Origin of the sequence: Chryseobacterium sp. X308 (genome assembly GCF_020733145.1) — a bacterium.
Taxonomy (GTDB): domain Bacteria; phylum Bacteroidota; class Bacteroidia; order Flavobacteriales; family Weeksellaceae; genus Chryseobacterium; species Chryseobacterium cupriresistens.
This window is the reverse complement of the sequence record NZ_JAJFZH010000016.1, coordinates 49,877-71,149: the sequence shown is the minus strand read 5'-3', so window position 1 is coordinate 71,149 and position 21,273 is coordinate 49,877. Positions and strand designations below refer to the sequence as shown.

Sequence of the window (21,273 nt, the reverse complement as noted above, 5' to 3'; positions counted from 1 at the left end):
TCACAAGCGACCTTTTATATTGATTTTAAAATTTTTTTACAGAACTCTTAATCCTGCGCGAGGGCCGGATGCTGAAATGGTAGCCTGCATTCTGCTGTTTTGTTGTTGTGTAAACATAAACAATGTTGTTTCGTCAGAATAATCCATGTAATTCATAAACATTACAGAGCGTGAAACTCCTCCGCAGGTTTCGTATCTCGGATAAGTTGGTACACCGGAGTGTTTTGTAATCTGTTGAGGTGTATCATCTACGAAATCGTTACCACAGTTGGCGTCTCCCCAGATATGTCTTAGATTTAAGTAATGTCCAACCTCGTGTACTGTTACTCTTCCCTGATTATGAGTGGCATCAGGACCACCTTCACCCACATAATCGTCCATCATAACAACACCATCGTTCCAAAGTCCTGCATCTTCCGGGAAAGTAGCATATCCTAAGACATATCCGGACTGATATGGCATATAATCAACTACCCAGATATTCAGATACTGGTTAGGATCCGTAGAGTCCATTCCTCCTGTAGATGCTTTTTTCATTTTATCATCCGGTGCCCATCTGGAAGTCTTTGTTGACTTTCTGTTAATGCCCGCCAATCTGAATTTAATTTTGGTATCTCCTGCATTTACCGGTTGAAATTCTGCGGGAATCTTGGAAATATCAGAATGCGTAGATGCGAAAGCTTTATTAAGTACATCTATTTGGGAATTTATTCTGGCATCTGATACGTTATTTGATGCCTTAGTATAAAGGACATTGAAGATAACCGGTATTTCTACGCTTCCGTCAGGCAAAACTTTACCCATTTTTTTCTGCTCGATATAGTTTGCGGTCTGGCTTTCTATCTGAAGCATTCGCTGCATAGCCGCAGGATCTTCAGCAAGGTGTTTTTTTCTGAGGATATCAGAGCCGCAGAAGGCCTCTTTGCCGGCTGTGATATTGGTTTCTTCCACGTTTGTGTTCTCTGGAGTAATGTTTTCTGTTTCATTATTATTACATGAAACCAGGAGTGTGATTAGGACTCCGAAAATTGTTTTTTTCATAAAATCTCGTTTTTTAGTAAAACGAATATAGGAGAAAATTTAATACGATATATTTAATTAATCATTTATTATTTTATGTTAAATTTAATTTATTTACATTTTATATGGGGTATTTACATTATTAATACTGTTTTTTAATAAATATGCTACAAATTGAATTTTTTACTACGAATATTTTTTTCTAAAAATTTGAAATTAAATGTAAATTATTATTTACTGAAAACAAATTGCTTAAAAAGATGTTGGTATAAAAAATAAGTGCTGCAGATTATTCTACAGCACTTACTTACAAAAATAATGTATATGAAAAAAAACTATTTTATTATTCAGTAGGTCGGAAAACCAAACCTGTTTCTACAAAGTAATCCAGCGTAATTCTATCTCCGTCGTTTACATTTCCTGCAAGAATCTCTTTAGAAAGTTTGTTTAAAACTTCCTGCTGAATTACTCTCTTCAGTGGTCTTGCTCCGAAGGCAGGATCATATCCTTTGTCCATCAGATAATCTACTGCATCCTGAGTGAAAGTCATAATAATGTTTCGTTTAGATAACATTTCATTAAATCCTCTCAGCTGATACTGAACGATTTTTCCGATTTCTTTTTTTCTTAAAGGCTGGAAGAGTACAATTTCATCAATTCTGTTCAGGAATTCCGGACGCAGCGTTTGTTTCAGCAGATCGAATACTTCGTCTTTTGTTTTATCCACAATTTCATCCTGATTTTCCTCCGTAAGATTCTCAAAATTCTCCTGAATCAGATGTGAACCTAAATTGGAAGTCATGATGATGATAGAATTTTTGAAATTCACCACCCTTCCTTTATTATCCGTAAGACGTCCGTCATCCAAAACCTGAAGTAATGTATTGAAAACATCCGGATGTGCTTTTTCAATCTCATCTAAAAGCACTACAGAATAAGGTCTTCTTCTAACTGCTTCAGTCAATTGTCCGCCTTCATCATATCCCACATATCCCGGAGGCGCTCCTACTAATCTGGAAACACTGTGACGTTCCTGATATTCACTCATATCAATTCTGGTCATATTGTTCTCATCATCAAATAAGAACTCCGCCAGTGCTTTTGCCAGCTCCGTTTTACCGACTCCGGTAGTTCCAAGGAATAAGAAGGATCCGATAGGCTTTTTATCATCACTCAATCCGGCTCTGTTTCTTCTGATCGCATCTGCAACTGCCTGAATCGCTTCATCCTGTCCAACAACTCTATGATGTAGTTCAGCCTCAAGATTCAATAACTTATCTCTTTCTGATTGCAGCAATTTAGTTACAGGAATACCTGTCCATTTAGCAATCACTTCAGAGATGTTTTCGGCAGTAACTTCTTCTTTGATCAGCTCATTCTGATGATTCTGCATTTCCAGCTCAACTTTGGTAAGTTCTTCCTCTTTTTCACGAAGTTTTCCGTACTGGATCTCTGCTACTTTTGCATAATCTCCGGCTCTGGAAGCTCTTTCTGCTTCAAGTTTCAGAGACTCAATATCTTTTTTGATCTGGGTAAGATCTTCACTTTTCTGTTTTTCTTTCAGCCATTTGGCATTGATCTCATTTCTCTGTTCGGATATTTTTGCAATATCTTCCTTAAGGTGATCAATCTTGGTCTGGTTGCCTTCTCTTGAAATAGCAGCCAGCTCAATTTCCATCTGCATGAGTTTTCTGTCCAGAACGTCCAGCTCTTCCGGCTTGGAATTAATTTCCATTCTCAGTTTAGCCGAAGCTTCGTCAATAAGGTCAATAGCTTTATCCGGTAAAAAACGGTCTGAAATATATCTTTGAGACATTTCCACCGCAGCAATAATTGCCTCGTCTTTGATTCTTACTTTGTGGTGAGCCTCATATTTATCTTTAATACCACGAAGGATAGAAATTGCAGATTCAGTATCCGGTTCTTCCACCATTACTTTCTGGAAACGTCTTTCCAACGCTTTATCTTTTTCAAAATACTTTTGGTATTCGTTCAATGTAGTGGCTCCGATAGCTCTTAATTCTCCTCTTGCCAGAGCAGGTTTCAGAATGTTGGCTGCATCCATTGCTCCTTCACCACCTCCGGCTCCTACCAAAGTGTGGATCTCATCGATGAAAAGAATAATCTGTCCATCAGACTTGATTACCTCATTCACCACAGATTTCAGTCGCTCTTCAAATTCACCTTTGTATTTGGCTCCGGCGATCAAAGCTCCCATGTCTAATGAATAAAGTGTTTTATCCATCAGGTTTTCAGGAACGTCGCCGCTGATAATTCTGTGGGCAATTCCTTCAGCAATTGCGGTTTTACCTACTCCCGGTTCCCCGATAAGGATAGGGTTGTTTTTGGTTCTTCTGGAAAGAATTTGCAACACTCTTCTGATTTCTTCATCACGCCCGATTACCGGATCCAGCTTACCTTCTGCTGCTAACTCGTTGAAGTTTTTAGCATATTTATTTAAAGACTGATATGTTTCCTCTGAACTTGCAGAAGTAGCTTTACTTCCTTTTCTTAATTCTTTAATTGCGCCTTCCAGCAGATTTTTGGTTACACCCATATCTTTCAGCATTTTGGAAACTTCAGAAGAGGTTTCCAAAAGAGATAGCCATAAATGTTCAATCGTTACATATTCGTCACCCATCTTTTTGGCGACGTTCGGTGCATCCAGCAATACTTTGTTGGCAGATTGTGAAAGATAAATATTTCCTCCCTGAACTTTAGGAAGCTTTTCTAAATTTTCACGGTTGCGCTCTCTTACTAATGCTGCATCTGCTTCAGATTTTTTTAATAAGAAAGGCGAAATATTTTCATCTACCTGAAAAATTCCTTCCAGAAGATGTTGAGGTTCAATACTTTGGTTGCCCAATTCCATAGCAACCTGTTGTGCTGCCTGGATGGCTTCCTGTGATTTTACAGTATATTGGTTTAAGTTCATATTTTATATATTTTTGGTAATGATTCGTTTAAAGTTTAGTTTTTTAAAAAACATCAAGAAACCAAATTCTAAGGCTCAGTTTCTTAATGCCATCAATTATTTAATCATTTATTCGATGACTGTATCGCAAAAACTGTTCAATTATTAAATTTACAAAAAAATAGGACAAATTTTCCGGATATTGTATTTTTAACGGAAATTTAACTTGACAAAATTTCCGGTTTCGTCATTATCTCTTTATAATTGATGAACAAATCGTCATAGCAGATAAATAGCCCGGCAATTAAACTGAAGATGAAGACTTTTTCTTTTTATGATCAAAAAAACGAGAGTTTAAATCAGAATAATTACTTTTGCATTTTACCAGATGGAACTCAAAGAAAAACAGAGAAAAATACTCAACGTAGCAGTAGAACTTTTCAAAGAGAAAGGGTATATGGGAAGCTCAGTACGAGACCTGGCTACAAAACTTAATATCAAAGCTGCGTCACTGTATGCACATATCCGTTCAAAGGAAGAAATTTTGGAATGGATTTGCTTTGGCATTGCTCAGGAGTTTTTCGATGAGCTTCAGGAAGTAAAAAATACCAATATCGCTCCCAGAGAAAAACTGAATCTCTTATTGGATAAACACTTATCTGTTGTTCTTAAAAACCGTGATGTTACCCATATCTATTCCAATGAATGGAAACATCTTGAAGAAAGGCTTTCCGAATTTGTAGAATTAAGGAAAAACTACCAGCAAGAGGTTGAAGAACTGATTTCCGAGATCTATAAAGCTGAAAACTGGGAGTTAAAATCTCCATCATTTACCACCAGATTTATCCTTCATACTTTAAATAATTCCTATTTCTGGTTCAAAAGAAGCAGTGATTCCACGGATGAAATTACCGAAGAAATCAGAGAGAAAATTCTTTTCGGCCTGCTTGGAAACCAGAAAAAATAAGCACTCCGTTTGTCATTGATTACGTCGAATCTTCGATTTCTGACGAAGGAAGAATCTCGTACCAAATGATCAGGTTAAAGATTCTTCTCTACACTTCGTTCCGCTCAGAATGACATTGGACATAATTTTAACCGTCTTTCTTATTTAGAACCATTCAAAATATGACAAAAGTCATAAAAATTTTGCCAGCTTCCGAAATCTTTTTAAATTTACACCTAACAAATGTTAGTTAGTTTTATGGATTTTTCAGTTGAATATCTGGAGCTGGGTCAGTTGAGACAGCTTCAATCCGACCGGTTGATCAGCCTGATCAGCTATTTGGAAGAGAAGTCGGAATTTTATAAAAAGAAATTTGATGAACTTCAAATATCCCCTCAGGATATAAAGTCGATTGAGGATATCACTAAACTTCCTATTACTTACAAGCAGGATTTAAGAGATAACTATCCGTTCGGATTATTTACGGTTCCTAAAAATGAGCTTCAGCGTATCCACTGCTCAAGCGGAACGACAGGAAAACCGACTGTGGTAGGATATACAAAAGAAGATGTAGACCTTTTCAGTGAAGTGGTGGCAAGATCTTTACATGCTGCAGGAGCAAGAACGGGAATGCAGTTACATAATGCTTATGGTTATGGGATTTTTACCGGTGGATTAGGCCTTCATTACGGAGCCGAAATGCTGGGAATGAGTGTTCTTCCCATTTCAGGGGGAATGACGGCAAGACAGGTAGATCTTATTGTAGATTTTAAACCGGAAGTGATCTGCTGTTCTCCTTCATATGCTTTAACGATTGCAGATGAATTTGCAAAAAGGGGAATATCAGCAGATGAAATCAGTCTTAAATACGCTGTGCTGGGTTCAGAGCCATGGACAGAGATTATCAGAGGACACATTGAAGAAAGATTAGGCGTTCATGCAACGAATATCTATGGATTAAGCGAAATTATCGGTCCCGGAGTTTCCATGGAGGATTTCGAAGAGAAGGGAGGAGCTTATATCTGGGAGGATCATTTTTATCCCGAGATTTTAGATCCTGTTACCAAACAGCCGGTTCCTTTTGGAGAAGAAGGGGTTTTAGTGATTACTACTTTAACAAAAAAAGCAATGCCGCTTTTACGTTACTGGACGAATGACATTACAAGCCTTTACTACGATGAAAATGCCAAAAGATCAATGGTGAAAATGAAACCTATCGTAGGAAGAGCAGATGATATGCTGATCGTAAGAGGAGTAAACGTATACCCAAGCCAGATTGAAGATGCTTTTTCTTATGTGAAAGGAGTGGTTCCCAATTACTATTTAACACCTGTAGAAAAAGAGCACATGTGTATTGCTTTGGATATTGATGTTGAAATAGATGATGAACTGGTAAAGTCTCAGAAAATGGAAGCCAATACCGATGATTATTTTAATTTTGTCGGAAACTTTGGGAAAAACATTGAAAACGAAATAAAAAAGAGGGTAGGGATTACAACGAAAGTAAAAGTTCATGCTCAGGACAGCCTGCCAAAGTGCGAAGGTGGAAAAATTAATAGAATACTAAAAAAATAATGAATTCATTTTATAAACTTAAAACAGTTAAAGTTCAGAAAGATACTTCCGAAGCAGTGAATGTGGCGGTAGAAATCCCTGAAGAACTGAAAGACAAGTTCAGGTTTAAACAGGGACAGTATCTGAATTTCCGGATGATGATCAACGGAAATGAAGAAAGACGTTCTTACTCTATTTGTAATGCTCCAAGTGAAAAAGGCAATACGCTGGAAGTATTGGTGAAATTATTGGAGGGTGGAAAGGTATCTGGCTATTTCAATGAGCATCTTCATATGGATGAAGTGCTGGAAGTAATGCCTCCTATGGGTGGTTTTAATACCTCTTATCACCCAAGCAATGTAAAAACTTATATCGGATTGGCTGCCGGTAGCGGAATTACACCTGTATTATCCAATATTAAAGAAAGTCTTTATCAGGAACCTAACAGTAATGCTTATCTGTTCTACAGCAACAGAAGTATGAATCATGTTTTAAGAAAAGCAGAGATCGATAAGCTGGTTGAACACTTCAATGGCAGGCTTAAAGTGGTTTATTTAGTAAGCCGTGAGAAGCATGAAGATCCGGTTTTTGAAGGAAGGATTTCATCAGAAAAATTAGAACAGCTGTTTGAAAGATATACAGATATTGATGTAAAAGAAGCTACTTATTTTATTTGTGGTCCGTCAGAAATGATCAAAGGGATTGCAGATTATCTGAAAAAAGATAAAAAAGTACCTGCTATTCAGGTGCTATTTGAATATTTCACTGCTCCGGATGAAGAAAATACGGAGGAAATGAGTGATGAATTCAAGGCGATTGCCAATATTGAAAGTATGGTAACGGTAATTATTGATGACGATGAATATTCGTTCCATCTTAATTCTAAAAAAGAGAGTATCTTAGATAAAGCATTGAAAGACAATCTTCCTGTACCTTTTGCATGTAAAGGAGGCGTTTGTTGTACGTGTAAAGCACAAGTTCTGGAAGGAGAAGTTTTCATGGAGAAAAACTATGCGCTTACCGAAGAAGAAGTAGCCAGAGGCTATGTTCTTACCTGCCAATGTCACCCGACAACGAATGTGGTGATGCTTAATTATGATGTTTAAGACAATTTGAAAATGAGAAAAATGTGCTAATTTGAACATGCTATTATCATATTTAAATTTCCAAATCGCCTAATTCTCAAATTCTCAAATTATTTAATTTTCAAATTCAAAAAAGATGGACTTAGAAAAATTTGTTCAATACGTTCACGAAGAAAATAAAGTAGAACCAAAAGATGTAATGCCTGATGATTACAGAAAATTATTGGTTCGTCAGATTTCACAGCACGCCCATTCTGAAATTGTAGGAATGCTGCCGGAAGCCAACTGGATCTCCAGAGCACCTTCATTGAGAAGAAAAATGGCGCTTTTAGCGAAAGTTCAGGATGAGGCAGGTCACGGTTTATACCTTTACTCTGCTACCGAAACGTTAGGAGACGGAAGCATCAGAGCAGACCGAGATGCTACCTATGATGATATGCTGGAAGGAAAAGCAAAATATTCAAGTATTTTCAACTATCCTACCTTAAGTTGGGCAGATATCGGTGCCATCGGTTGGTTAGTAGATGGTGCGGCTATTATGAATCAGGTAATGCTGATGGGGAATTCTTACGGTCCTTATTCAAGAGCGATGGTGAAAATCTGTAAGGAAGAATCATTCCACCAAAGACAAGGGTATGAAATTCTTATGGCACTATGCCGTGGTACAAAACAACAGAAAGAAATGGCTCAGGCTTCGTTAAACCGTTTCTGGTGGCCAGCTTTGATGATGTTCGGACCTAATGATGACAGCTCACCCAACTCTAAAATCTCTATGAATTACAGAGTAAAAAGAGAAAGTAATGACAGTCTTCGTCAGAGATTTATCGATGTTACCGTTTCTCAGGCTGAATTCCTTGGATTAACTATTCCTGATAAAGATCTGAAATGGAATGAGGAAAGACAGCATTACGATTTCGGAGAACTTCCCTGGGATGAATTCATGGAAATCTTAAAAGGAAACGGCCCTTGCAACAAAAAGCGTATCGAAACGAAGAGAAAAGCGCAAAGAGAGAATGCTTGGGTAAAAGAAGCCGCGGCAGCTTTTGCAGAAAAACAACAAAAAGAAGTAATATAATAATGTAACAATATACCAATGTAGAAATGTAACAATCATTGTCATGCTGAGCTTGTCGAAGCATCTCATTGTTAAACCGGTACATTGATACATTGTTAAATTAATTTGACTATGGCAAATTTAGATATGTGGGAAGTGTTTATTCAGACTAAACCGGGATTATCTCACAAACACGTTGGAATTGTACAGGCACCAACAGCAGAAATGGCTTTGCAGAACGCAAGAGACGTTTATACAAGAAGAAAAGAAGGAACTTCTGTTTGGGTAGTTCCAAGTAAATATATTGTGACTTCAGAAGGTGTGGATAAAGAAGCATTCTTCGATCCGGCTGATGACAAACTTTACCGTCATCCAACTTTCTATGAGATTCCAAACGACGTAAAAAATATGTAAAATAGCTAATGGCTATTAGCTGCTTGCAATTTGCTAAAAGCTATATGCCAAAAGCCAAAAGCTAAAATAATGAACCCATTATATAATTATTTATTAAAACTAGCAGACGACAGTTTCATTATGGGACAGCGTCTGTCTGAATGGTGCGGTGAAGGTCCTTATCTGGAGGAAGATATTGCATTGACGAATATTGCGTTGGATGAACTGGGACAAGCGAATAACTTTTACGTTTACGCTTCGAGAGTGATTGATAACGGTAAAAGTGAAGATGATATCGCATTTTTAAGATATGAGCATGAATATGTGAATGCACATTGGGTAGAACTTCCCAACGAAGATTATGCGCAGACTATTCTTAAAGTATATGTATTGTCAGTATATCAGAAACTGATGTATGAGGCTTTATCAAACTCTTCTAACGAAGAACTGGCTGCCATTGCTCAAAAATCACTGAAAGAAGTAAGATATCACTATACTCATGCTTCTTCATGGATGAAGATCTTTGCTCAGGGAACAGAAGAAAGTAAGTCCCGTTTGGTAAAAGCTATAGAAAATATCTGGGAATATACGAAAGGTCTTTTTGCTAAAACAGAAGGTGAAGATGATCTTGTTGCCTTGAATATTGCTCCGGATACAGATGTCCTTTATGAAGAATTTCTTGCGATTACCAAGAAAGATTTTGCAGATTTTGGTTTAGAATATCCGGTAAATCCTTTCATGCAGCCAAAATCAAGAACAGGATACCATACAGAGTATTTCGGATACATCCTTTGTGAACTTCAGTATATGCAGAGAGCATATCCGGGGTGTACATGGTAAGAAGTCATGAAGAAATTGTTTCTGGGAATATTGGCTTTTTTTCTTGCGGTCTATGTGATATTATGTATTGGTCTTTATTTCTATCAGGAGAAAATTATTTTTTATCCGGAAAAACTACCGGGAAATTACAAATTTAAATTTGATAATGATTTTGAAGAAGTAACGATCAGAACAAAAGATAATAAGAATTTAAATGCTGTATTATTTAAAGCACAAAACCCAAAAGGAGTCATCTTTTATCTTCATGGAAACGGAGGATCAATAAAAAATTGGGGAGAAGTAGCTCCATTATATCGGAGTATGAACTATGATACGTTTATACTTGATTACAGAGGATATGGAAAAAGCGAAGATAAAATTAACAGTAAAGACCAGCTTTTTTCGGATGTTGAGAATGCTTACAAAGAGCTTTTAAAACGATATCCTGAGAATAGAATTATTATTTTGGGATATTCTGTAGGAACAGGATTAGCTGCAAAATTAGCATCCATGCATAATGCAGGATTATTGATTTTACAGGCACCATATTACAGTATGGAAGATGAAATGAGCCAGAAATTTTCATTTCTTCCGAGATTTTTACTGAAATATAATTTTGAGACCAGCAAATATTTAAAAGCCGTTGCATCGCCAGTAGTTATTTTTCATGGGTAATAAAGATGAGGTTATTAACTATAAAGCATCTTTAAAACTTAAAAATAATTTTAAAAAAGGAGATAGCCTGATTATATTAAAAGATCAGTATCACAACGGCATAACAGATAATTTAGATTATCAGAAAGCAATGAAAATAATCCTTGATTCTGATAAAAAATAAAATATGAATCAGCTTTTAGATTTATTAAAAACCATTCCTGACCCGGAAATTCCAGTTATTGATATTGTGGAATTAGGAATTGTAAGAGATGCACAGATTACGGGTGAAAATACCTGTGAAGTGATCATTACTCCTACTTATTCTGCATGTCCTGCCATGTTTACCATTGAGGAAGACATTATCAAAATGATGAAAGAAAACGGATGGGATGCAAAAGTAGTCACCAAGATGTTTCCGATCTGGACAACAGACTGGCTAACGGATGAAGCGAGAGAAAAGCTCCGTGCTTACGGAATTACACCTCCTGAAAAAGGAGCAGACGAACACCACATCGGAAAACCGAAAAAATGTCCGCGCTGTGGTTCCGAGAATACCAAACAGATCAGCAGATTCGGGTCTACTTTGTGTAAGGCCTCTTATCAATGCTTAGACTGCCTGGAGCCATTTGATTATTTTAAATGTCATTGATGAATAATCAACCCATACACCACAAATTTTATGGCTATGCAAAGCATAACGAAGGAATTGTTAGAATGTTAAATTATTAGACCGTTACATTGATTTATATTGTTAAATTAGTGCGTTGTTAAATAATAAATTAATAAAAACTATGTATACACAACTTGATATTGAAACGCATTTTGACGGAAAGCTTAAAATCGCATATCTTAATCAACCGGACACGATGAATGCCCTTACAAAACCGGCGTTATCTGATCTTAGAGATTTTGTAAAAGAATGCAGCGAAGATGAAACCGTAAGATGTGTCGCTATTTCCGGAAGAGGAAGAGCATTTTGCTCAGGTCAGAATCTGGACGAAGCTTTTGTAGTAGGAAAAGAACATCATGATCATGATATCATCAGAAAAATTGTGGTAGACTATTATAACCCTTTGGTAATGGAAGTTACCCGTTGTAAAAAACCGGTTATTGCTTTAGTAAACGGCCCTGCAGTAGGAGCCGGCGCAATGCTGGCTTTGATCTCTGACTTCGTTTTAGCGAACGAGAAAGCATATTTTGCTCAGGCATTTTCAAATATCGGTTTGATTCCTGATACCGGAGGAACTTACTTCTTACCGAAACTTCTGGGTAGACAATTGGCCAATTATTTAGCATTTACAGGTAAAAAATTATCTGCCGAAGAATCTAAATCTTATGGTCTGGTAGCAGAAGTTTTTAGTGAAGAAGAATTTGTTCCGAAATCTATGGAAATTCTTGAAAGAATGGCAAACATGCCGACAGCAGCCATCAAGCTTACGAAAAAAGCATTTGCCAATTCTTATAACAACACATTGAAAGAACAGCTTGAACTGGAAGGTGATCTTCAGCAGGAAGCTGCAGAAACAGAAGATTTCATAGAAGGAGTAAACGCCTTTTTACAGAAAAGAAAACCTAATTATAAAGGAAGATAATTAATTTGAAATGAGTTAATTTGAGAATTTGAAAATGAGAAATGACAAAGAAAATATTATTGTAAATAAGACTTTTGATTTTGCACTCAATATCATCGAATTTTCAGAATATTTATACGAAGCGAAAAAATTTCCTTTGGCAAATCAAATTTTTAAATCAGGAACTTCAATTGGAGCAAATGTTAGAGAAGCTCAAAATGCAGAAAGTAAGGCAGATTTTATTCATAAATTAAAAATTGCCGCTAAAGAGGCTGATGAGACAGAATATTGGCTTTTGCTTTGTTTAAAGTCTCCATATTTGAAATCGCCAAACGAAAAATTACTATCTGATTTAAAAGAAATTCTATTAATTCTGTCTAAAATTATTTCAAGCTCAAAATTAAAATAATTTTCAAATTAACTCATTTTCAAATTTTCAAATTTAAAATATGAATGTAGGAATTATCGGTGCCGGAACCATGGGAATCGGCATTGCACAAGTAGCCGCAACGAACGGATGCAAAGTATGGGTTTACGACGCCAACGCAAAACAAGTAGAAACGGCAACGGTAGGTCTGGAAAAAACACTCACCAAATTGGTGGATAAACAAAAAATTTCAGCAGAAAAAATGACTGAAATTTTAGCTAATATTTCCATTGCTGCAGAATTGAAGGATTTCAAAGATTGTGAGCTGATTATAGAAGCCATTATCGAAAACAAAGAGATCAAAACCAAAGTGTTTACAGAGCTTGAAAATTATGTTTCAGAAAGCTGTATTCTTAGTTCCAATACCTCATCTATTTCTATCACCTCTCTGGGTGCAGAACTCAAAAAACCGGAGCGTTTCATCGGAATTCACTTTTTTAATCCGGCCCCATTGATGCCTTTAGTGGAAGTTATTCCATCCTTATTAACAGAAAAAACATTAGCAGAAAAAATCTACAACCTCATGAAAGAATGGGGGAAGACTCCTGTTATTGCCAAAGATATTCCCGGGTTTATCGTCAACAGAATTGCCAGACCTTACTATGGGGAAGCCCTTAGGATTGTTGAAGAAAATATCGCTACACCGGAACAGGTGGATGAAGCCATGAAAACGTTGGGGAATTTCAAAATGGGACCTTTCGAACTAATGGATCTTATCGGAGTAGATGTCAATTTTGCAGTAACAACTACTGTGTACAAAGATTATTTCTACGATCCCAAATACAAACCTTCTTTATTACAGCAAAGAATGTCTGAAGCCAAACTTCACGGCAGAAAAACAGGAAAAGGGTTTTATGATTACAGCGAAGGCGCAGAAAAACCTATTCCTCAGAAAGACGATGCTTTATACCAACAAATCTTTTTAAGAATCATTTCCATGTTGATCAATGAGGCTGTTGAAGCCAAAAGATTAGGCGTTGCCAATGACGAAGATATCGAGCTGGCAATGCAGAAAGGCGTCAACTATCCGAAAGGTTTATTAAGCTGGGGGAAAGAAATAGGATATGCAAAAATCTCCGAAACCCTTCAGAATCTTTACGAGGAATATCAGGAAGAAAGATACAGACAAAGCCCTTTGCTTCGTAAATTATAAAATATACCAATCTATCATTTTATCAATAGAACAATCATTTTATAAACATTGCTAAACTGATAGATTGTTAAATTGCTACATTTAAAAAAATAATGAATATAGATGAATTCAGGGCAGAGCTGGAGACCAGACTTTTAATTGAGAAACAGTATTTAACTCAGGAAGCTTCCTCCGTTGATGAGCATGAAAGACTTGAGCTTTTAGGAAAATTTAATGAAAAATATAAAGAGCTGATCAAAAGACTGGCCAACGAAAATGGAATTGATTTAAACGAATCCTATCCCTCTGAAAATTCATCAGACTCAGAAAACCTTTCATACGGGCAGATTATTCTCGGGAAAACCATGAGTGTTTACGACAGATTATCAGATGAGCTGTATGAAGAAATAATAAACATATAATTAACAGAAATGAATCCAAGACAAGTAGCAGATTATATGTTCAATCAGGATTATTTTTCCCAGTGGATGAATATTAAAATGATTGAAGTAAAAGAAAATTACTGTTTAATAGAAATGCCAATCAAGAAGGATATGCTGAACGGACTGAAAACAGTTCATGGCGGAGTAACCTTTGCGTTTGCAGACTCTGCGCTGGCATTTTCTTCCAATAATACCGGAGATGCAGCTGTAGCATTGAACTGTATCATCAATTTTACCAAAGCCGGAAAAGAAGGTGATGTTTTCAGAGCAGAAAGTGTTTTGGTCAATGATACGAGGAAAACAGCTGTTTATGACATTCAGATTACCAATCAAAACAAAGAACTGATTGCAAAATTTGTAGGAACAGTTTACAAAATAGGGAAAAAAGTAACAGAATTATAATAAGCAGTAAGCTTGAAGCAATAGTTAGTAAGCTTTTTTGAAGCTGATAGAGCCTGTTGCATATAGCTTAAAGCCTAAAGCAAATAAAAATGAACAACGTATACATCATAGACTATGTCAGAACTCCCATTTCAAAACTGCAGGGAGGATTATCAGAAGTAAGAGCCGATGACCTGGCTGCTATTGTGATCAAAGAAGTGGTAGCAAGAAACCCTGAAGTTCCAGTTGAGGAAATTGAAGACGTTATTTTCGGATGTGCCAATCAGGCGGGTGAGGATAACAGAAATGTTGCCAGAATGGGACTTTTACTGGCTGGCCTTCCTTATAAAATCGGTGGAGAAACTGTCAACAGACTATGTGCCTCAGGAATGTCTGCGGTAGCCAATGCATTCCGTTCCATTGCTGCAGGAGAAGGAGAAATTTATATTGCAGGAGGAGTAGAGCATATGACCCGTTCGCCTTACGTGATGTCAAAGCCAAGCGCTGCTTTTGGGAGAGACAGTCAGATGTTCGATACTACTTTCGGATGGCGTTTCATCAACCCAAAAATGAAAGAATTATACGGTGTTGACGGAATGGGAGAAACTGCTGAAAACTTAGCGGATATTCACAAGATCAACAGGGAAGATCAGGATAAATTTGCCCTTTGGTCCCAGCAGAAAGCAACTAAGGCTCAGGAAAGCGGAAGGCTGGCAGAAGAAATTGTAAAAGTTGAAATTCCTCAGAGAAAAGGTGATCCAGTCGTTTTCGAAAAAGATGAATTCATTAAACCAACTTCATCGATGGAAGGGTTGGCCAAACTTCGTCCCGCTTTCAGAAAAGAAGGAACGGTAACTGCCGGAAACGCTTCAGGAATGAATGACGGAGCCGCTGCTTTGATTTTAGCAAGTGAAGATGCGGTGAAAAAATATGGATTAAAACCCAAAGCGAAAATTCTGGGATCTTCCGTGGCAGGTGTTGAACCAAGAATCATGGGAATCGGACCGGTAGAAGCCACTCAGAAATTATTAAAGAGATTAAATCTTTCTCTTGAAGATATAGACATTATTGAACTAAATGAAGCATTTGCAGCACAGGCATTGGCTGTAACAAGAAGCTTAGGGTTGAAAGATGACGATGCAAGAATAAACCCGAACGGAGGTGCTATTGCCATCGGCCACCCACTTGGAGTTTCCGGGGCAAGAATCGTAGGTTCTGCAGCAATGGAGCTTCAGAAGCAGGATAAAAAGTATGCATTGTGTACCCTTTGTATCGGTGTAGGTCAGGGATATGCAATGGTCATCGAAAAAGTATAATGAATTTGAAAGTGAGTTAATTTGAGAAGTTGAAAACGTTTAAAACCATTATTAATTTTCAAATTATTCCATTCTCAGATTTTCAAATTAAAAAATATGAACATCTACTCATACCACGGGATTCGTCCCATTATAAAACCTTCTGCTTATATTCATCCGCAGGCAGTCATTATCGGGAATGTAGAAATAGGTGAGGAAGTCTATATTGGTCCCAATGCGGTCATTCGCGGTGACTGGGGAAAAATTATCATTAAAGACGGAGCTAATGTACAGGAAAACTGTACCCTTCATGTTTTCCCGAATATTGAAACCATATTGGAAGAATCTGCACATATCGGGCACGGTGCAATTATTCACTCTGGACACATCGGAAAAAACTGTCTGATCGGAATGAATTCCGTTGTAATGGACAAAGCTTATATTGGTGATGAAAGTATTGTAGGAGCATTGGCTTTTGTACCGGCTAATTTCAGATGTGAACCAAGAAAACTGGTGGTAGGAAGCCCTGCGAAAATTATCCGTGATGTTTCTGATGAAATGATTCACTGGAAAACAGAAGGAACAAAATTATATCAGGAGCTGGCAAGGGAAGGAAAAGAAGCTATTCTTCCTTGTGAGCCTTTTACAGAATATGTTCAGCAGATCCCAACCAAAGTTGTGGATTACAGTATCTGGGATGATATAAAATAAAAGTAACTAATGGCTAATAATCAAATCTAACGGGTTTCTAAAACCCGTTGGGTTTAACAAAAATAAATATGATTAAAAAAATTGCACTTGCATGCAGCATAATGTTTGCGGTGGCGTGTACGTTATCAGCACAGACTGTTGCTACAAAACCGCTTACCATCGGAGAAGTGAGGACCATTAAGTCCAAAACATTAAATGAAGACAGAACGCTGAATATTTATCTTCCGCAGGGATATGACAAAACAAAATCATATCCGGTAATTTATCTTTTGGATGGAAGTATCAATGAAGATTTTATTCATGTGACAGGATTAGTACAGTTCTTTAATCAGATGTATTCCATGCCGGAAACCATTGTGGTGGGAGTTGCTAATGTAGACAGAAAAAGAGATTTTACCTTTCATACAGATTTAAAAGACTTACAGAAAGACTATCCTACAACAGGACATTCAGATAAGTTTATTACATTCATGGAAAAAGAATTAAAACCTTACGTGGAAAGTCAGTTTAAGACGACAGACAAATACCTTTTCGGTCAATCTTTGGGAGGACTTCTGGCAACGGAAATCCTTTTGAAAAAGCCGGAAATGTTTGATAACTATTTTATTATCAGTCCAAGCTTATGGTGGGATGATGAAAGTCTTCTCAACCAGGCAGGAATACTACTTTCAAAATCTCCGGATACCAAAAAGTTTGTTTATGTTTCTGTAGGGAAAGGAGAACATCCGGTGATGGTAAAAGATGCTGAAGCTTTCTATGATGTTTTAAAAAAAGCAGGAAAGAAAAACTGGACATTGGAATATAAAATGATGGAAACAGACAATCACGCAACCATTCTTCACAGAAGTTTATATGAAGGATTGGTGAAAATGTTTCCCTATCAGGAACCTAAATAGATGAGTTGCAGTTGATGAGCACTCTGAAAAAATATTGGATCATAATACTGATCGTCATAATCATTGTGAATACTTTAGGGTTTCACTTTGCAAAAGAATCAATAGGAATTTCAGATGCTTTGGAACATGTTGAATCAGATGAGGTAATTGCTAAGCTAGAGCGTAAAGATTATTTCTATACGTTATTTGTTAAAATTGTCATCATTTTAGACGGCTGGCTGGCGCTTTTTATCCCTTATCTGATTATTAGAAACTTTATTAAAAAGATTAATCTAAGCAAAAAGTAAAAAACTATATGGAAAAGTTAAAAAACTATATCTACGGACAATGGGTAGAAGGTACCGGAAACGGAATTCCTTTGTACAATGCCGTTACAGGAGAACAGGTAGCTGTTTCCGATACCGAAGGGCTTAATTTTGAACAGGCTCTTGACTACGGAAGAACCGTGGGGTACAAAAACCTTTCTTCAATGACTTTCTACGACCGTGGAGAAATGTTGAAAAAAGTTGCACTTTACTTACTGGAAAGAAAGAAAAAATACTACGACTTATCATACAAGACGGGAGCTACCCACATAGATTCCTGGGTAGATATTGAAGGAGGGTTCGGAACTTTCTTTACCTATTCCGGATTGGCAAAAAGAATGCTTCCTAATACTTCATTTTGGGTAGATGGAGACACTCAGAAGATTTCTGCTAACGGAACTTTCTTAGGAACTCACATTCTGACACCTAGTGAAGGGGTTTCAGTACAGATCAATGCCTATAACTTTCCGGTATGGGGAATGCTGGAAAAACTATCAACTTCCTTATTGGCTGGAGTTCCTTCTATTGTAAAACCATCTCCCTTCGGGTCTTACCTTACTAATGCAGTGTTCCAGGATATGATTGAAAGCGGAGTGCTGCCTGAAGGCGCTGTGCAATTAGTTTGTGGAGAGCCTGGAAATATTTTAGATTATGTTCAGGATGGAGATTCTGTATTGTTTACAGGTTCGGCTCATACAGGAAGAAAATTAAAATCACTTCCTTCTATCGCAGGAAATGCTGTTCGTTTCAACATGGAAGCAGATTCATTAAACTGTTCAATTCTTGGATTGGAAGCAAAACCGGGAACACCTGAATTCGATCTTTTCATCAAAGAAGTTCGTAACGAAATGACTACGAAAGCCGGGCAGAAATGTACCGCGATCAGAAGAATTATCGTTCCTGAGCATTTAATCGGTGACGTTCAGAATGCTTTATCTAAAGCTTTGGATCAGACTAAAATAGGTAACCCACTAAGCAGAGAAACCAAAATGGGATCTTTGGTGGGAAGGCAGCAGTATGATGAAGTTTTAAGAAAAGTAAATCTATTAAAATCAGAAACAGAACTTGTCTATGACGGAAAACATGAACTGGTAGATGCCAACTACGAAAACGGTGCATTTATGAGTCCGAAACTATTCCTGAACGACAAGCCTTTCGAAAAAAATATCTCTCACGATGTAGAAGCTTTCGGGCCGGTATCCACATTAATGCCGTACAAAGATGCTGAAGAAGCTGCTGCACTGGCCAAAAGAGGAAAAGGAAGTCTGGTAGGATCTATCGTTTCCCATGACGAAAACTTTATCGCCGAAACTTCATGGAAAATGGCCTCTCAGCATGGAAGAATCTTTGTATTGAACAGAGATAACGCCAAAGAAAGCACTGGTCATGGTTCTCCACTTCCGACACTGATGCACGGAGGTCCTGGTAGAGCGGGAGGCGGTGAGGAAATGGGCGGTTTAAGCGGTCTTCATTTCTTCTTACAGAAAACAGCTATTCAGGGATCACCGGATGTTCTGAAAGCAATCACTAAGATTTATCAGCAGGGAGCTGAGAAAAAATTCTCAGACAAACATCCTTTCCAGAAATATTTTGAGGAAGTGGAAGTAGGAGACTCTCTGGAAACAGCAGGAAGAACTGTTACTGATGCCGATATCGTTAATTTTTCCAATGTTTCATGGGACCATTTTTATGCCCATACAGATGCAACAAGTTTAACAGGTACTATTTTCGATAAGACGGTTGCTCATGGATATTTTATCCTTTCAGCAGCAGCAGGACTATTTGTTTCAGGTAAAAAAGGACCTGTAATTGCTAATTACGGATTGGAAGACTGCAGCTTCTTCAAACCTGTATACGCCGGAGACACCATCACGGTTTATTTAACAGCAAAAGAAAAAATCAACAGAGGAGTAAAAGGAAGAAATATCCCTTCCGGTGTTGTAAAATGGTTGGTTGAGGTTGTAAACCAAAGAGATGAGATTGTATGTGTAGCAACAATCCTGACATTGGTAGCAAAACAATCTCCTTTCATCGATCTGAATGTAAAAAATATTCAGAAAATATTGAATGGATTAACGGAAAGTACTCCTGCGCTTTGGGGAAAAATGTCTCCGCAGCAGATGATTGAGCATTTGGAGCAGGCTGTATTGGTAAGTTTTGGAGAACCCGAAGCAGAAAAATGTTTCACTCCTGAAGAAAATCTTGAAAAATGGCAGGATTCTCTTTACAATCACAGAGCAATGCCAAAAGAATTCACAGCTCCATTCCTTCCTCAGGATGGATCACTTCCGGAACCCAAACATAAAAATCTGGAAGCAGCAAAACTGTCATTCATGGATAACCTGAAGAAATTTGTGATCTACTACAAGGAAAACCCGCAGGCAGAGCACATGAATTACGTTTTCGGAAAACTGAATAAAGAAATGTGGGAACTGATGCACAAAAAGCATTTTACACACCACTTCCAACAATTTGGATTGATTTAATTCAAAATAAAATATAAATTTAGAGTCCCTTCCGGTTTAAACCGAAAGGGACTTTTTAATAACTACTGCCAAGATTTGAAACCTTAACATAAGTAATAAAATCAGAAAATTTTTATCATGAAATCATTAGAAACCTTTTTTAACATTGTCTTTTGGGCTTTTTCAATTTTATTTCTTTTTTCCTGTTCGGGAAATCTAAAACAAGATAAAGACGGCTATTATTCTGAAGAAAAATTTGTTGACAGTCTGAATGTGGGAAGAAAAGGTAAAACTAAAGTAGAGTTTGAAAAATTTAGACATATTAAGAATGGTGATGTATTTGTAACCTTGAATGTTTATGATCTAAAAGATATTTGGGTAGAAAGTAAAGGATCTATGTTTCATACCTGGGAATTAAAAAATACTTTTAAATTTATCAAAGATGGAGTAACAGGTTTAGATGTTCAGATATGTGATTTTAATAATGATGGCTTTAATGATGTGACTTATCAAAGTGGAATAGCAGGAAGAGGAGGAAATATGGTAATGACCTTATTCGTGTATGAACCGGAAAATAAAAATTTTATCCACATCAAAAATTCAGATAATTATCCAAACCTGAGTTTTAATTCAAAACTAAAGTGTATCAATTCTGTAATTTTAACAGGCTCTATCACAACAGTATTTCTAAAAATTAAAAAAGATTCTCTGGATGAATTTGCACGGGTAGATGTTTCTGATAAAATAGTGGTGGAAGAAAAAGATTCTACAGGCAAGTTTAAGGTTATTGAAGAAAAAGTATTCACAGGAAATGATAAGGATCCTTATAAGGTTTTTAGAAATTATAAGCCTTTAGAATATTAGTCTTATATAAATTGAAATATTCATTATTTCAGTTAGTTATGGTTTTTTGTTTGAAAAATTACTAACTTTAATAGGCGAAATCCGAAAAGCATACAGAGTAGGAGAGAACATCAAAACAAACCACTATGAAAAACTTAAAAAAACTTTCAAGACATGAGTTGAAATCTCTTAAAGGAGCTGGGCCAAACTGGTCTTGTACTCTTAACCCTTGTCCTCCCGGAACATGTTGTCTTCCCGGAAGATGGCCTGATATTGCAAGAGCATGTTATATATGTGCGGATTCTTAGACTTTTTTAACTTAAAACAATACACAAAGCTGCTACTCCTCGTGATTGGCAGTT

The 21,273-nt window shown here is 37.0% G+C and carries 22 protein-coding genes; 20 read left to right on the top strand and 2 right to left on the bottom strand.

The genetic code is table 11. The features are described 5' to 3' along the window. Positions 1 to 36 precede the first annotated feature (36 nt). Together LIV57_RS16550 and clpB are read right to left on the bottom strand one after the other, a co-directional pair. A complete protein-coding gene (locus LIV57_RS16550; protein WP_110010667.1) occupies positions 37 to 1,041 on the bottom strand; it encodes a zinc metalloprotease in 1,005 nt (334 codons plus the stop codon). Positions 1,042 to 1,363: 322 nt separating this feature from the next. After that, positions 1,364 to 3,955: an ATP-dependent chaperone ClpB gene (gene clpB / locus LIV57_RS16545; protein ID WP_227943496.1), complete on the bottom strand. Its 2,592-nt coding sequence runs from the start codon at positions 3,953 to 3,955 to the stop codon at positions 1,364 to 1,366. A gap of 367 nt (positions 3,956 to 4,322) precedes the next feature. Here clpB and LIV57_RS16540 point away from each other — a divergent pair, with 367 nt between their 5' ends. The 20 genes from LIV57_RS16540 to LIV57_RS16445 all read left to right on the top strand — a co-directional run bounded on the left by LIV57_RS16540 (position 4,323) and on the right by LIV57_RS16445 (position 21,219). Next, the gene (locus LIV57_RS16540) at positions 4,323 to 4,901 is read left to right on the top strand and encodes a TetR/AcrR family transcriptional regulator (RefSeq protein WP_227943495.1); all 579 of its coding nucleotides are present in this window, start codon (positions 4,323 to 4,325) and stop codon (positions 4,899 to 4,901) included. Positions 4,902 to 5,138: 237 nt separating this feature from the next. Beyond that, positions 5,139 to 6,455: a phenylacetate--CoA ligase family protein gene (locus tag LIV57_RS16535; RefSeq protein WP_227943494.1), complete on the top strand. Its 1,317-nt coding sequence runs from the start codon at positions 5,139 to 5,141 to the stop codon at positions 6,453 to 6,455. Then, complete coding sequence (locus tag LIV57_RS16530) at positions 6,455 to 7,540, top strand: 2Fe-2S iron-sulfur cluster-binding protein (protein ID WP_227943493.1); 1,086 nt, start codon at positions 6,455 to 6,457, stop codon at positions 7,538 to 7,540. The genes LIV57_RS16535 and LIV57_RS16530 overlap by 1 nt, the downstream gene beginning before the upstream one ends. Positions 7,541 to 7,655: 115 nt before the next feature. Beyond that, positions 7,656 to 8,594 carry a 1,2-phenylacetyl-CoA epoxidase subunit PaaA gene (paaA, locus tag LIV57_RS16525; RefSeq protein WP_110010672.1) on the top strand — a complete coding sequence of 313 codons (939 nt, stop codon included), beginning with the start codon at positions 7,656 to 7,658 and terminating at the stop codon, positions 8,592 to 8,594. Between the two features lie 111 nt (positions 8,595 to 8,705). Further along, entirely contained in the window at positions 8,706 to 8,987 is a 282-nt protein-coding gene (paaB, locus tag LIV57_RS16520; protein ID WP_002981782.1) for a 1,2-phenylacetyl-CoA epoxidase subunit PaaB, read from the top strand. Between the two features lie 69 nt (positions 8,988 to 9,056). Next, on the top strand, positions 9,057 to 9,806 hold the full coding sequence (gene paaC / locus LIV57_RS16515) for a 1,2-phenylacetyl-CoA epoxidase subunit PaaC (protein ID WP_227943492.1): 750 nt from the start codon (positions 9,057 to 9,059) through the stop codon (positions 9,804 to 9,806). Between the two features lie 6 nt (positions 9,807 to 9,812). Continuing rightward, positions 9,813 to 10,460, top strand: coding sequence for an alpha/beta hydrolase (locus LIV57_RS16510; RefSeq protein WP_227943491.1), 648 nt, complete (start codon positions 9,813 to 9,815; stop codon positions 10,458 to 10,460). 166 nt (positions 10,461 to 10,626) lie between these two features. Beyond that, positions 10,627 to 11,091: a 1,2-phenylacetyl-CoA epoxidase subunit PaaD gene (paaD, locus tag LIV57_RS16505; protein WP_227943490.1), complete on the top strand. Its 465-nt coding sequence runs from the start codon at positions 10,627 to 10,629 to the stop codon at positions 11,089 to 11,091. Between the two features lie 142 nt (positions 11,092 to 11,233). Beyond that, complete coding sequence (locus LIV57_RS16500; RefSeq protein ID WP_227943489.1) at positions 11,234 to 12,034, top strand: enoyl-CoA hydratase/isomerase family protein; 801 nt, start codon at positions 11,234 to 11,236, stop codon at positions 12,032 to 12,034. Positions 12,035 to 12,068: 34 nt separating this feature from the next. Then, complete coding sequence (locus LIV57_RS16495) at positions 12,069 to 12,422, top strand: four helix bundle protein (RefSeq protein WP_227943488.1); 354 nt, start codon at positions 12,069 to 12,071, stop codon at positions 12,420 to 12,422. Positions 12,423 to 12,462: 40 nt separating this feature from the next. Beyond that, positions 12,463 to 13,593 (top strand): 3-hydroxyacyl-CoA dehydrogenase NAD-binding domain-containing protein, encoded by a 1,131-nt coding sequence (locus tag LIV57_RS16490; protein ID WP_227943487.1) that lies wholly within the window; start codon positions 12,463 to 12,465, stop codon positions 13,591 to 13,593. Positions 13,594 to 13,685: 92 nt separating this feature from the next. After that, on the top strand, positions 13,686 to 13,994 hold the full coding sequence (locus LIV57_RS16485; RefSeq protein ID WP_062672196.1) for a hypothetical protein: 309 nt from the start codon (positions 13,686 to 13,688) through the stop codon (positions 13,992 to 13,994). 9 nt (positions 13,995 to 14,003) lie between these two features. Beyond that, positions 14,004 to 14,417, top strand: a complete 414-nt coding sequence (locus LIV57_RS16480; RefSeq protein WP_034695815.1) for a PaaI family thioesterase — start codon at positions 14,004 to 14,006, stop codon at positions 14,415 to 14,417. Between the two features lie 89 nt (positions 14,418 to 14,506). Next, entirely contained in the window at positions 14,507 to 15,712 is a 1,206-nt protein-coding gene (gene pcaF / locus LIV57_RS16475) for a 3-oxoadipyl-CoA thiolase (RefSeq protein ID WP_227943486.1), read from the top strand. Positions 15,713 to 15,808: 96 nt separating this feature from the next. Further along, entirely contained in the window at positions 15,809 to 16,402 is a 594-nt protein-coding gene (locus LIV57_RS16470; protein ID WP_227943485.1) for a transferase hexapeptide repeat family protein, read from the top strand. A 68-nt stretch (positions 16,403 to 16,470) separates the two neighbouring features. Next, a complete protein-coding gene (locus LIV57_RS16465) occupies positions 16,471 to 17,298 on the top strand; it encodes an alpha/beta hydrolase (protein WP_227943484.1) in 828 nt (275 codons plus the stop codon). A gap of 14 nt (positions 17,299 to 17,312) precedes the next feature. Beyond that, the gene (locus LIV57_RS16460) at positions 17,313 to 17,585 is read left to right on the top strand and encodes a hypothetical protein (RefSeq protein ID WP_227943483.1); all 273 of its coding nucleotides are present in this window, start codon (positions 17,313 to 17,315) and stop codon (positions 17,583 to 17,585) included. Between the two features lie 8 nt (positions 17,586 to 17,593). Beyond that, positions 17,594 to 20,089, top strand: a complete 2,496-nt coding sequence (gene paaZ / locus LIV57_RS16455) for a phenylacetic acid degradation bifunctional protein PaaZ (RefSeq protein ID WP_227943482.1) — start codon at positions 17,594 to 17,596, stop codon at positions 20,087 to 20,089. 117 nt (positions 20,090 to 20,206) lie between these two features. Beyond that, entirely contained in the window at positions 20,207 to 20,932 is a 726-nt protein-coding gene (locus LIV57_RS16450; RefSeq protein WP_227943481.1) for an XAC2610-related protein, read from the top strand. A 125-nt stretch (positions 20,933 to 21,057) separates the two neighbouring features. Beyond that, positions 21,058 to 21,219, top strand: coding sequence for a bacteriocin-like protein (locus tag LIV57_RS16445; protein WP_227943480.1), 162 nt, complete (start codon positions 21,058 to 21,060; stop codon positions 21,217 to 21,219). Positions 21,220 to 21,273: the final 54 nt, after the last annotated feature.